Origin of the sequence: Ruminococcus sp. RTP21359st1_H3_RTP21359_211015, assembly GCF_040909065.1 — a bacterium.
Taxonomy (GTDB): domain Bacteria; phylum Bacillota; class Clostridia; order Oscillospirales; family Ruminococcaceae; genus Hominimerdicola; species Hominimerdicola aceti.
In genome coordinates this window covers 104,946-117,760 of the sequence record NZ_JBDGDD010000007.1, presented here as the reverse complement: position 1 = coordinate 117,760, position 12,815 = coordinate 104,946, and the positions used below count along the sequence as shown (strand labels likewise).

The following is a 12,815-nucleotide window of genomic DNA, read 5'->3' as shown; positions in this document are numbered from 1 at the left end:
GTGATATATTAAAGCCCGTGAGCTTCCATATCGAGGAAATCCACGGGCTTTGTTGCGCTTTTTTTACAGCGCCTTTTTTTGCAACCCATTTCATACACATTTATACAATCCTCTTCTATGTAGGATTTGTTAAAATTGCCTATGACATTTTTAGAAAAAAAGTGTTATAATGTATATAAGAAACAAAATAAAGTTGTATTCACGATTTAATGTGGAAGGAGCGTTAAAAATGCTAAAAAAAGGCGACGTCATATCATATGGTACGACCGGAGTGTGCAAAGTCGAGGGCGAGTGCGAACAGACCGTCAAGGGTCAGAAAAAGCGCTACATAGTTCTAAAACCTGTCCACCAAATCAATTCCACCTTGTATGTGCCGGTAGATAATGACGAGCTTAAAACAAAGTTCAAACCTCTGCTCACAGGCGATGAGATAGAGGAGATCATAAAAGAAATGCCCGAGGAGAGCTCCCTTTGGAAAGAAAGCAGCAGCGAGCGTGCCGAGCTTTATTCACAGGTACTTGAAAGTGGTGACAGAAAGCGACTTGCACAGCTTGTGAGAACATTGTATCTCAGACAGAAACATCTTATTGCGAAGGGCAGACATCTCCATTCATTAGACGAACGTTTTTTCAAGAATGCGGAAAATCTGCTCTTTGACGAGTTTTCAGCCGTCCTGGGCATATCCCAAGACGAGGTCTTCGACTTTATAGAAACCCGCCTGAGCAAAGCCTAAATATATACAAATGGCACAAATAATATCGGCAAATAAAAAAGGACAAACCACAGTGGCTTGTCCTTTTTGTTTTCATAAATGATACTCGATTATTCCTTGTCAACGTCCTCAACAGGCTCCTCGATAGCGTCGAGCTGAACTTCAACGTCAGCGTCCTCCTCAGTTGCAGCCTCGTCCTCAGCAGGCTCTTCAGCCTTTTCCTCAGACTTCTCAGCGTCCTCTGCCTTGTCAGCTTCATCAGCCTCGTCAGAACACTCGTCGCAGCCGCAGCAATCGTCGAAATCCTCGTCGAGATCTTCGTAATCGTAGTTTTCAAGCTCCTTGTGCTTTTTAAATGCAAAAATAGCAGCAGCTCCTGCAGCGATCGCACCGAGTGCAGCTATAACTTTCAATCCGCTTGCCATAATAAAACGCTCCTTTTTTGAATATTCCACTCTGAACTGCGTTCAGACTATCTACAGTATAGCATATTTGTTATAAAAAATCAAGACGTTTACAAAAAATACTGATTTTTTATACAACCTGCTCAAAAAATCTCAGTAAGCTTTGACAAATTGCCCACCGCTACATATTCCCCGTAAGGCTCATTATCACGCTAAGAGCCGCCAGTGGAGCTGTCTCGCACCGCAGTATCCTAGGTCCAAGACTCACCACAGTGACCCCTGCCTGACTACAGCTCTCCGCCTCATGGCTCTCGAAACCGCCCTCACAGCCGATAAACAAGCCAATAGTCTTTTCCTCGCCCTCAATTACAGGGGCAATGCCTGTCTTACTAAGGCTCACACCGCCTTTTTCGTAACACATAAAGCTCTCATCGCACTCTTTAAGTTCACCAAGGCATTCCTCAAAGCTGATAAAATTCGTCACCTCAGGCACATATCCCCTGCCCGACTGTTTCGCCGCTTCCAAAGCTATCTTATTGTATCTCTCCACACGCTTTTCGTAGCCGCTTTTTGCAGGTCTTGAAACGCACCTCGCCGTAATAACAGGCACTATCTTGTATACTCCAAGCTCCACAGCCTTTTGCACTATAAGATCCATTTTATCAGACTTAGGCAACGCCTGATAAAGCACCACATTCACAGTAGGCTCGTTTTCGCTTTTCTCAGCAGAAAGCACATCGCAAACCACTTCCTTATCAGAAATGGACAGAATTTTTGCTCTGTATTCCACCCTGTCTGCACAAACAGTGATGATATCTCCAAGTCTCATACGCAAACTTCTGCCGATATGATAAGCATCATTACCCCTGATAGAAATCGTATTCCCCGATACGCTGTCAACAAAAAATCTAGGCATATTCCCAACCAGTGTCAAGCACTGTCCTCCAATCTCAAATCACGATTTTACGCACTTTCACGACGCTTCCGTCGCTTCTTGGTATAGTATACCACACCTTCAAAAATTGTTCAACAAAGTTCACATAACTAACACAAAACTTTCATACGCAGTACATACGGGCAGGGTATTATATAGTTGTCGCAAGGGACAAGACCCACCGAGGGAAGTTCCGAGAGCGGCAGTTGATTTTGGTATGTAGGCTTTTACCCCAAGCCTTCATATATACAGCTTGTAGATTAATTTCTACTAGCTTCTCCCCTATAATTTTTTATTTTTTGGCACCCACAGTTTTCTGTGGGTGTTTTTTTGTCCTGTCGAGGATATCGCAGGACGAACCTAATTTATGACGCATGACACAAAAAAGCGGAACGCCCCACACAGAACATTCCGCTTAAATCAAACTATTCTATTTAGTTATATTCAGGGAGCGATTATCTTGCACCCTCAGCAAAGCCGCTGTCAACAAGATCAACAAGACCCTTTACTGCTGCTTCCTCATCTGGACCGTCTGCAATGATCCTGATAGTTGTGCCGCCTACGATGCCAAGTGAAAGGATTCCAAGAAGGCTCTTTGCGTTTACTCTTCTCTCCTCTTTCTCTACCCAGATAGATGACTTGAATTCATTTGCCTTCTGGATGAAAAATGTTGCAGGGCGTGCGTGAAGTCCTACCTGATTCTGTACTACTACGTCTTTTACGAACATACTGATCTCTCCCATTCATTATAATGCTGTTAAACTCCCTAATTAAGGGACTTTTTCAAGATACCCTCAGGTTATTTGATATATTTATTATACTCGACAAGTCTGCCTTAGTCAACGCAAATTTTAGACAAACAAGCGAAAAACCCTCAATTTTCAGCACAATGCTCTAAACTTTGCAACTTTTGCGATTAAACTTGTGATATATCCACAACACAGATTTTTACATTATATCACTTTGTACAAATTCATTTAACAATTATGTGAAAAGTGTTGAAAACCAATATCACTTTTTATCCTCTTTTTCTTCTAATTTGTGTATAATAGCCAAATCTTTTTCCGTCAGCGGACTTCTTTCCAACAGCTCAGGACGCTTCAAATAGGTGGCTTTTACAGCCTCCTCACGGCGCCATTTCGCTATCTCAGCATGATTGCCCGATAGAAGCACTTTAGGCACTTCCCTGTCATGCCACACCTCAGGACGTGTGTACTGTGGATATTCCAGCAGACCATTATAATGGCTCTCGTCCTCATAGCAATCCGCCTGCGAAAGCGTTCCCTCCAGCATTCTTACAACGCAGTCCACCAGCACCAACGCAGGAAGCTCTCCGCCGGTAAGCACATAATCTCCCACGGATATTTCTTCATCAACTATTTCGTCAATGACCCTGCTGTCCACTCCCTCATAGTGACCGCATAATATAAATATGTTGTCAAGCCGAGAAAGTTCCTTTGCACGCTTCTGGGTCAGCGTTTTTCCCTGTGGGGACATATAGATAACGTGAGGCTTAGACTTGCCCTCAGTCACCGACTTGTAGCAGTTGTAAATAGGCTCGCACTGCATGAGCATACCCTGTCTTTCGCTGTAAGGGGTATCGTCTACTCTGCGGTGCTTGTCCTGAGTGTAGTCCCTGATATTATGACACGTTACCGTGAAAATATTCTTAGCCCTCGCCCTGCCTACTACGCTTTCAGAAAGATAATTCTCAAGCATTTCAGGAAAAAGCGTTGCAATATCTATGTTCAAATCAATTCCTCCATATCATGTCAAAAGGCTGGTAAGCCCAATTTTCCTCAGCGCTGTTCAAATGCTCCTGCACAGAGCCACCGCTTTTTTCATAGTATCCTATGCCCTGCACAACACCGATAGTCACCACAATAGCAATTATTATCACCACAAATAAGCTCCACAAAGCAGACCTGCGCTTCTTCGGCTTGTTGCCCTCGTTATTATAGTATACCCTCAGACTTGTGAGCATATTGTCAAGCTCCATAAAGCTCAGCCCCTCGCCCTCATATGTGTTGGCAAGCCTGTTGAATCCGCTCTCTTTTCTCAGCCTTTTTATGAGCCATTTTTCCTCAGCCCTGGGACTTCTCAGCCGTGGACTTTCGTCTATGTATGCTGTAAAAACTCTCTCGATACATTTCAGCGACTTTTCACGGCTGTTCACCTTTGGAAATATCAGGCTGAACATTCCGTCAGAATAATCTCTGACAAGCCTTTCCAAGTCCTCGTATTTGCAGAACTTCATTAATCAAAAAGCCCCTCCAGCGGAGTTATCTTCATCACGCCACCCTCGATATCCGTTTCAGCCACAACTTCAGGTATCGCAGGGATAAGCTTAACGTTTCCCTTTTCATCGGTTATGTGGTAAACATCGTTAGCACCCGTCTGACTTACATCTGTTATCTTGCCGTAGCTTTCACCGCTGTCAGCGTCGACCACTTCAAGACCTATAAGATCCTGAACAAAATAACAGCCCTCATCAAGCTCCACATCGTCACGGTCGATATAAAGCACCCTGTTGCGAAGCTTCTGAGCCTCCTCCACAGTGTCAACGCCCTTGACTTTCATTACAACGATATTCTTTGCAACTCTCGAACGCTCTATCTCCACAGGAGTACCACTCTTATAATATAGTGTGTCAAATCCGCAGAGAAATTCAGGTCCGTCACACCATGGCTGTACTTTTATCTCGCCCTTTATGCCGAACACCGATACTATCTTTCCCGCCTCAAGATATTTTTTTACGTCCATTTTGATTACCTCCCGATAACAAATCTTACAGCTTTCTTTTTATAGATTGTAACATATTTTTTTACCCTTTGCAACGCTTTAACTACGCTGTTATGCACATAGCTCAGGATATTTACAAAAAGTTTATTAATTACAATTCGGTTACTTAAAACGAACTTCACGCCCCTCTTTTGTACAAAATCACCATGAAAACCTGTGATTTAACAAAAAATTCACACATAAGAGAGCAAAATGTGTTACAATTTGTAATATATCAGACCGCAGACCAGTGCTTGAAACTGCGGTATAAAAGTTTTTTTGCATATTTTCACTATAAAACACTTGCAAAACATATCGTTTTTTGTTATAATAACAATGTGCAGACATCTGCCCTTATGGGGTAATTATGCCCATGGCAGAACTTAGGTCGAAAATTTTTGCAAGTAGAGGGGAATAACTTATGTCAAACAGATTATTTCAGAGCGTTGTTCATCAGATGCGTGACACTATCGACTGCGTCATAGGCGTAATAGATGAGAACGCAACTATCATTGCCTGCTCTGAGCTTTCACAGGTCGGAACGACTAACGAATTCGTTTCGTTAGATCTGGGCGATTCACACGACATTTTTGTTAGAGACGGTTATACCTATAAGCCATTCGGTGCTCATATGAAACCTGACTATGCTGTTTTCGTTGAGGGAACAGACGAGGTGGCTGCAAAGTATGCAAGCATACTTGCCATTACTCTTTCCAGCATAAAGCAGTATTATGACGAAAAATACGACAGAAACAATTTCATCAAGAACGTAGTGCTTGACAACGTGCTGCCGGGCGACGTTCATGTTAAAGCTAGAGAGCTGCATTTCAGCGCTGACATTTCAAGAGTCGTGCTGCTTATCAGAATACTCTCCACAAATGACGTTTCAGCTTACGATGTTATCCAGAACCTTTTCCCTGACAAGTCCAAGGACTTCGTTTTCAACATCACAGAGAGCGATATCGTGCTTGTTAAGGAAGTGGCAAACGGCGTTGAGTCAAAGGATCTTGAAAAGCTGGCACGTTCTATTTCCGATACTCTTTCAAGTGAATTCTATACAAGAGTCACTGTAGGTATAGGAACAGTAGTAGAGGGCGTAAAGGATTTGGCAAGAAGCTTCAAGGAAGCTCAGATAGCTCTTGAGGTAGGAAAGGTGTTCGATACTGACAAGAATATCGTTTCTTATGACAATCTTGGTATCGCAAGACTTATCTATCACCTGCCTACAACACTTTGCGAAACATTCCTTAAGGAAGTTTTCAAGAAAGGCTCTATCGAGTCGCTGGATCATGAAACACTTTTCACTATCCAGAAGTTCTTTGAAAACAACCTGAACGTTTCTGAAACTTCAAGAAAACTGTTTGTTCACAGAAATACTCTTGTGTACAGACTTGAAAAGATCAAAAAGCTCACGGGTCTTGACCTGAGAGAGTTCGACCACGCTATCATCTTCAAGATAGCTCTCATGGTAAAGAAGTATCTCTCCGCTAACCCTGTCAAGTTCTAAATCCTACGAGCGGAAAAGAGGCTTGCTTGCCTCTGTAAAACTAAGGCGGTGTAAATTTTGGTAGAGTTTAAAGACGTGTCCGTTACCTATTCAAGCGGTGTGGACGCTCTGAACAAAGTAAACCTGAAGATAAACGACGGCGACTTCGCTTTCGTGGTAGGTCCTTCAGGCGCCGGAAAATCAACACTTATCAAGCTGGTGCTTAAAGAAATAGATGCGACCAGCGGTACAGTAATGGTAAACGGCTTCAATCTGAAAAAGCTGAGAAGAAGAAAGATACCTGCCCTTCGCAGAACTATCGGCGTTGTTTTTCAGGATTTCAGACTTATCCCTACAATGACAGTTTATGAGAACGTGGCGTTCGTGCTGAGAGTAATCGATGCTCCTGCAAAGTACATAAGAAGCCGTGTTCCATATGTTATAAGCCTTGTGGGACTTTCCGATAAGGCGAAAAGCTATCCGACCGAGCTTTCAGGCGGTGAGCAGCAGCGTGTGGCACTTGCAAGAGCACTTGTAAACGACCCACAGCTCATCATTGCCGACGAGCCTACAGGAAATATCGACCCTGCTCTTTCATATGAGATAGTAGAGCTTCTCAAGGGCATAAACGAGTGCGGCACTACCATTCTTATGGTTACCCACGAGCATGACCTTGTGCGCTATTTCGGAGGCAGAATTATCAACATCAACAAAGGTCAGATCGCCTTTGACGAAGTGATAGGAGGCTCCAATGAAAGCAAGTAGTTTTAGATATCTTATAAATCAGGGCTTCAAGGGCATTTGGAAAAACAGAATGATGACGTTCGCCTCTTTCTGTATCCTGCTCGTTTCCCTGCTTATGGTAGGCACTTCGGTGCTGGTTTCCATTAACCTTACAAGAATAATCGGCGGTATCGAGGACAAGAGCGAAGTCATCGTTATCGTAAAGGACGGCACAAGTCAGGCTGATATGCAGACCCTTGAAAATAAGCTCAAAGAGGTCGGAAATATCAACACTGTGAGCCTTTATTCAAAGGACGAAGCGTGGAAAAATATGCTCAAGGGTATGACTGATGAGGAAAAGGATTTCTTCCAGTATGCCGACGATAACCCATTGCCTGATACTTACAAGGTAACGGTCAAGGATATCGAGAAGATGAGCGAAACAACCACTCAGATAGAGACCTTTGACAATGTTGACTCGACAAAGTCCCCTACAGCATTTGCTGATATCCTTATCAGTATCAGAAGAGTATTTACAATAGTTGCCTTTGCGGTCATTGTGGCACTTGTTGTGGTTTGTCTGATAATCATTTCAAATACCACCAGAGCAAGCGTTTTCGCAAGACGTAAAGAGATCAACATCATGAAATATGTAGGCGCTACCAACAGCTTTATCAGAATACCTTTCTTTATCGAGGGTATGATAGTTGGTCTGCTTGCAGCCGCAGGCGCACTGCTGCTCACAAAGTTTGCCTACGAGGGAATTTACAACATCTTCAATGATGACTTCAAGCTCTGGAGCATTCTCGGTGTTCAGAATTTGTATTCGTTCAAATCCCTCTTGCTCCCTGTTGCAGCATCTTATCTTATCGCAGGCGCTGTTATCGGTGCGGTGGGTACTTCTATAAGCACAGGCAAGCATCTTAAAGTATAATACATTTGCCAAATATAGACATAAGGCAGGCTATGATCCAACGGGGTTTTTAGACTGCCTTTTGTTGCAGTTTAAAGCATATCCTGACATGAGATAAAAAAGAGAGAACGTGCGGGATAATGCGTTAGGGAAAGATAAAAACGTGTAAAAATGGTCTTTTTTAAGACGGAGGACAGGTATGAAAACAGGTATATTCACAATGAAGCGAGTATTGGCTTTCACTATCGCCGTAGTCGCTTCCATGACAATGATCGCAGGCGGCACACAGCCGGTCATGACAGCGCAGAACGCTTCTGCAGAAAGTCAGGCAATAAAGAACAACAAGAAAAAAATATCCTCTGCCAAGGATAAAATAAGCGAGCTTGAACAAAAGCAAGCTGACCTTGACAAGCAGATAAACAGCACAAAGGACGATATCTCCAAGGAGGAAGAAAATCAGAAAGCTATCCAAGAGCAGATAGAAACTGTTCAGGAAACTATACTGACCCTTGAGGATTCTATCACTGACCTTGAAACTGAGATAGCCGACCTTGAAGAGGCTATCGCAAAGAGCGAAATAAAAATAAAAAACAAGAGAACTGAAATAGAAAATGGCGTTGTTGACTTCAAACAACGTCTTAGAGCAATGTATGTTGCTGGAAATAGTTCATACACCGATATTCTTATTGGTTCGACGGACTTTTATGATATGCTTATGAAAATAGAGCTTGTCAAAAGAGTGGCTGACCATGACAACACCATGATCGACGGACTTGTTGAGCTTAAAGGCGAGTATGAATCTCAGGAAGCAGAGCTTGAAGCCAACAAGTCTGACCTTGAAACTAACAAAACTACCCTTGAGGAACAAAAGGCTTATCACACTGAGCAGAAGAAAAAGCTTGACGACCTTTATGCAAAAAGTCAGGCTGTTATCGACCAGCTTGAGGAAGATAAGGCGGCTTATGAAGCCAATAAGGAGCAGATAAACAAGGAGCAGGAAGACTTCGAAGCACAGCTCCAGAAGCTTTACAAGGAGCAGGAGCAGATCAAAAAGAAGGAAGAAGAGGAACGTAAGAAAAAAGAAGAGGAAGAACGTAAGAGAAGAGAGGAAGAAGAACGTAGACAACAGCAGCAACAGCAGAATAATAACGGCAATTCTTCATCTTCTAATGCAAACGGCAACACCTCTAACAGCGGTCAATCTTCTACCAATAACGGTGACTACAATTATACCGACAAGAGCCAGTTTACATGGCCTGTGCCGGGTTATTATCATATTTCCTACGGCGTGGGTTGGCGCTGGGGCGCTTATCACAAGGGTATCGACATCTGGTCTCCTGGAATAAGAGGTGCAAAGATATGCGCTGCCGCTGAGGGTACTGTTATACTCGTTAGCAACACCTGCACACACGATTATGGCAAGAACGGCTCATGTGGCTGCGGCGGTGGATATGGAAACTACTGCATAATCGACCACGGCAACGGCTACTGGACCCTTTACGGTCACTCACAGTATATGAGCGTAACACAGGGTCAGCACGTCAACAAGGGCGACGTTCTGGGTATTGTCGGCTCAACAGGATATTCAACTGGCGACCATCTGCACTTTGAGGTGCGATTGAACGGCGTGGCACAGAATCCGTCAAATTATGTATAAACAGGCAATGCCGAAAGGTCTTGCCCCACAACCAAAGGAGTCTTTTATTTCATGAACAGGCTTTACAGCTTAAAACGTATTCTCACTTTCATTATCGCATTCGCTGTTACCGCTGGCATTGCAGGAAGCAGCTACAATTCGTCTTTGAAGATAACCTCAGCGGACACTGAAAACTCGCAGGGGGAGGACTATAGCTATACTGAATCTGTGGCTGACGGAGGTCAGCAAAACGATGAACAAATAGAAAATGACGATAATTCTCAGGAGGAGTCAACAGGTTTTGACATCACACAGTATGCAGAACAGCTAAGAGAGCTATCAAAAAAGCAGACGGAAATAAACGAACAGCTCGACAAATATGATGAGGACATTGAGAAAAGCGAGAAAAAGCAGAAGCTTCTGAAAGAAAAGATAGATTCTATAAATGACGAGATAGACGTTCTCAACTCTTACATGACCGCACTGGAGCTTCAGATAAACACCAATCAGCGAAATATCGATAAGAAGCAGGCTGAGATAAACAAGGGCATAGAGGACTTTAAACAAAGATTAAGGGCAATGTATATCGCAGGGTCGGACAGCTACACCACAATGCTTTTGGAATCAGACAGCTTTTATGACATACTCATGAGATTAGAGCTTATAAAGCGTGTGGCACACCATGATGACACTATCATTGATAACCTTATAAAACTTAAAACTGAATATGAGGATATACAAAAGACCCTTGACAAACAGAAAGCCGAGTATGACGCTCAGTACACACAGTATACACAGCAGAAGGATATGCTCAGTCAGCTTTACCGCTCCAGTACAAAAACACAGCAGGAGCTTAAAGCTAAGCAGAAAAAGCTCAGAGAGCAGAACGAAGCCTATGAGGCGGAGCGTGAGCAGTTTGAGGGCAGCCTTTCCGGCATACTGAAATCGTCAGGCTCAGGCGGAACAGCAAGAGATAACGAAGTTTCCGCCACAATGGCACTTGCAGATGTGAAGCTTGAGGAGCTTCACAAGGAGATAAATGACCGCCTTGACAAGGGCGAAAAGCTTGGAGATACCGAGCCTGATTACTACTTCGCATGGCCTGTTCCGGGGGCTTACTCCGTATCATCAGGCGTGGGCGCACGCTGGGGCTCATATCACACGGGTCTTGACATTCCTGCGGCTCACGGCACGCCTATTCACGCTTCATGCAGTGGCAAGGTCATAAAGATTAACACCACCTGCACTCATGACTACGGCAAGGAGGAGTCCTGCGGCTGTGGCGGCGGTTATGGAAACTATGTTATCATCGACCACGGCAACGAATTCATTACCCTTTACGGACACCTTTCCGAGGTAGATGTAGAGATAGGCGACGAGGTGAAAAAAGGCGACGTTATCGGCAAAATGGGTTCGACCGGCTTTTCAACGGGCGACCACCTGCACATTGAGATACGCTATCAGGGTTATATATTGAACCCTGCGTTCTATCTTGATGTTACACAATAAAAAAATCGACCTCTTATGGAAAAACATAAGAGGCCTTTTTTTATCTTATTTTGAAGCACTCACACGCTTACAAAGACGTGAAATAATCGCTGTGATAAATCTTGTTCCTGCAGTGCAAAGAAGCATTATCACGGGGATAAATGTGACGATATATCTAGGTGGATTTTCCCAGATAAGGAAAAAGAGTATAACTCCCGTGAGAGTCACTATGCTGAAAAACAAAGCAGAATGGCGACGCTTGCCAGCGGCATAAACTGCACCAAACGCCATTGCTATGAGCATTGCACTGTGATAGCCGTCTACATAGCTACCAAGTAAGCGACTGTGCAATACCTCTCGCAGACCACCTGAGGGGTCGGAGCGTGAGAGATATTTGCCATAGGCAAAACCACCGCTGTCCCACGTTCTGGCGACTTTGTGATAAGCCATTTTGCAGGCTTCATAAGGGGTGCTTATGTTTTCAAGGCGGGCTTTTATTTCCCGGATATTCGCCTGCTTTTTGGCGTCATATGTATCAAATGACATAGTGAAGTCAACGTCCTCGTCAACATGGGTCTTGTAGTCGCTGTTAAGGCTCATCATTATCCAGTGTGTAACAGGAAAACGATATCTGTCTACCATTTTTTCATCAGAGATACCCATAGTAAGACCGCCATAGTATGCCGCCTTTGACACGCCAATAAACAGCATAACAGCCGCAAGGCTCAGGATAGCTCCCCTTTTTACACCCATTTTCAGCACAAAAAATATCATCACTGAAATCAGAATTATTGCAATGCTTCCCTTGACAGTGTTTCCAAGTGCGATAAAAAGGCTTGCTATAAGAGCATAGACAACGCTTTTGGTTTTGCTTTTTTCTTTCACCGCAAGGGTCAGAAAATAAAGAGTACAGCTTACAAATATCATGCCTGCTGTGTCAGAATGAAAAAACGGTGTATACAGAAGCATAACAGGCATAAGTGCCGAAATAATGCCGCAAAAAAGCCTTTGGCTGTTAAGTTTAAAAATCCTCTCCCCTGTGAGAAAGGTCATTATTACGCTAAGTTGAATAAGAATTACGTTAAAGGTCTGCCCCGCATAGATGCTCACGCCGCCGGTGAAAAGCTTCCATAAGGCGAAAAAGGGTATCTGCAAATATATCATGCCCCATGCGTTAGGGTATTTTGCAGCATAAATACGGTAGCTTTCTTTGATGCTCCCAAGATCTTCACCCATGACAAAGCGTTTTGCGAACTCCCCTGTTATTTTGGGGTCAACCATTTCGTAATTGTAATGAAGATAACGCACAAACAATATCTGCAATGCAAGCAAAATCAGGCAGAAAAAAGCAAATATAAGCCTGACACGCTTTTTGGTAAACTTCTTTTCACAGCGTTTCAGAGCAATATACAACACTATCGCCGCCGCAAGGAAAAATGGTCCAAGACAAAGCATTCGTATGTTACTGCGTTTTATGTATGAGATAAACACAGTTGCAGTGCAACAGCAGCACACGATCATGCTTGTGACCGCAAAAAATCGGTCTGTTTTCTTCACAAACATTTTTAGCTCCTTATTAGGGTGTATCCTCATAATATTTTTTTACATGAGTTCGCCCTGTTTTTTTATTTTGTCCTATATTTCTACATTTGAATTATATCATCAACGGAAATAAGTTTCAATTATTGTAACAACTGAAATTGAAGGAACTTTTTAAAGTTTTTTTAGTGAAGAAAAC

At 43.3% G+C, this 12,815-nt stretch carries 13 protein-coding genes; 6 read left to right on the top strand and 7 right to left on the bottom strand.

What is annotated here, in order from left to right:
* Positions 1–229: 229 nt before the first annotated feature.
* Entirely contained in the window at positions 230–733 is a 504-nt protein-coding gene (locus AB5Z01_RS04635; RefSeq protein WP_022288630.1) for a CarD family transcriptional regulator, read from the top strand.
* Positions 734–822: 89 nt separating this feature from the next.
* On the opposite strand, the gene AB5Z01_RS04630 is transcribed toward AB5Z01_RS04635, so the two are convergent.
* The 6 genes from AB5Z01_RS04630 to rimM form a co-directional block, all read right to left on the bottom strand.
* On the bottom strand, positions 823–1,137 hold the full coding sequence (locus AB5Z01_RS04630) for a hypothetical protein (protein WP_022288631.1): 315 nt from the start codon (positions 1,135–1,137) through the stop codon (positions 823–825).
* A 160-nt stretch (positions 1,138–1,297) separates the two neighbouring features.
* Positions 1,298–2,050, bottom strand: a complete 753-nt coding sequence (locus AB5Z01_RS04625) for a 16S rRNA (uracil(1498)-N(3))-methyltransferase (protein WP_287216220.1) — start codon at positions 2,048–2,050, stop codon at positions 1,298–1,300.
* Between the two features lie 455 nt (positions 2,051–2,505).
* Positions 2,506–2,778, bottom strand: coding sequence for an HPr family phosphocarrier protein (locus tag AB5Z01_RS04620; protein ID WP_022288633.1), 273 nt, complete (start codon positions 2,776–2,778; stop codon positions 2,506–2,508).
* Between the two features lie 283 nt (positions 2,779–3,061).
* Positions 3,062–3,802, bottom strand: a complete 741-nt coding sequence (trmD, locus tag AB5Z01_RS04615) for a tRNA (guanosine(37)-N1)-methyltransferase TrmD (RefSeq protein ID WP_117958049.1) — start codon at positions 3,800–3,802, stop codon at positions 3,062–3,064.
* Between the two features lies 1 nt (position 3,803).
* Positions 3,804–4,307: a hypothetical protein gene (locus AB5Z01_RS04610; RefSeq protein WP_117864447.1), complete on the bottom strand. Its 504-nt coding sequence runs from the start codon at positions 4,305–4,307 to the stop codon at positions 3,804–3,806.
* Positions 4,307–4,813, bottom strand: a complete 507-nt coding sequence (rimM, locus tag AB5Z01_RS04605; protein ID WP_117923151.1) for a ribosome maturation factor RimM — start codon at positions 4,811–4,813, stop codon at positions 4,307–4,309. Before rimM ends, AB5Z01_RS04610 begins: the two co-directional genes overlap by 1 nt.
* A 439-nt stretch (positions 4,814–5,252) precedes the next feature.
* Between rimM and AB5Z01_RS04600 the strand changes: the two genes are divergently transcribed.
* The 5 genes from AB5Z01_RS04600 (at position 5,253) to AB5Z01_RS04580 (ending at position 11,098) form a co-directional block, all read left to right on the top strand.
* On the top strand, positions 5,253–6,338 hold the full coding sequence (locus tag AB5Z01_RS04600; protein WP_022288637.1) for a CdaR family transcriptional regulator: 1,086 nt from the start codon (positions 5,253–5,255) through the stop codon (positions 6,336–6,338).
* Between the two features lie 57 nt (positions 6,339–6,395).
* The gene (gene ftsE, locus AB5Z01_RS04595; protein WP_022288638.1) at positions 6,396–7,082 is read left to right on the top strand and encodes a cell division ATP-binding protein FtsE; all 687 of its coding nucleotides are present in this window, start codon (positions 6,396–6,398) and stop codon (positions 7,080–7,082) included.
* Positions 7,069–7,974 carry a permease-like cell division protein FtsX gene (ftsX, locus tag AB5Z01_RS04590; RefSeq protein ID WP_022288639.1) on the top strand — a complete coding sequence of 302 codons (906 nt, stop codon included), beginning with the start codon at positions 7,069–7,071 and terminating at the stop codon, positions 7,972–7,974. Before ftsE ends, ftsX begins: the two co-directional genes overlap by 14 nt.
* Positions 7,975–8,152: 178 nt before the next feature.
* Positions 8,153–9,610, top strand: a complete 1,458-nt coding sequence (locus AB5Z01_RS04585) for a murein hydrolase activator EnvC (protein ID WP_368365353.1) — start codon at positions 8,153–8,155, stop codon at positions 9,608–9,610.
* Between the two features lie 51 nt (positions 9,611–9,661).
* Positions 9,662–11,098 (top strand): murein hydrolase activator EnvC, encoded by a 1,437-nt coding sequence (locus AB5Z01_RS04580; RefSeq protein WP_287216217.1) that lies wholly within the window; start codon positions 9,662–9,664, stop codon positions 11,096–11,098.
* A 45-nt stretch (positions 11,099–11,143) separates the two neighbouring features.
* Here the strand turns inward: AB5Z01_RS04580 and AB5Z01_RS04575 are convergent, their stop codons facing one another.
* Entirely contained in the window at positions 11,144–12,640 is a 1,497-nt protein-coding gene (locus AB5Z01_RS04575; protein ID WP_287216216.1) for a glycosyltransferase family 39 protein, read from the bottom strand.
* Positions 12,641–12,815 lie beyond the last annotated feature (175 nt).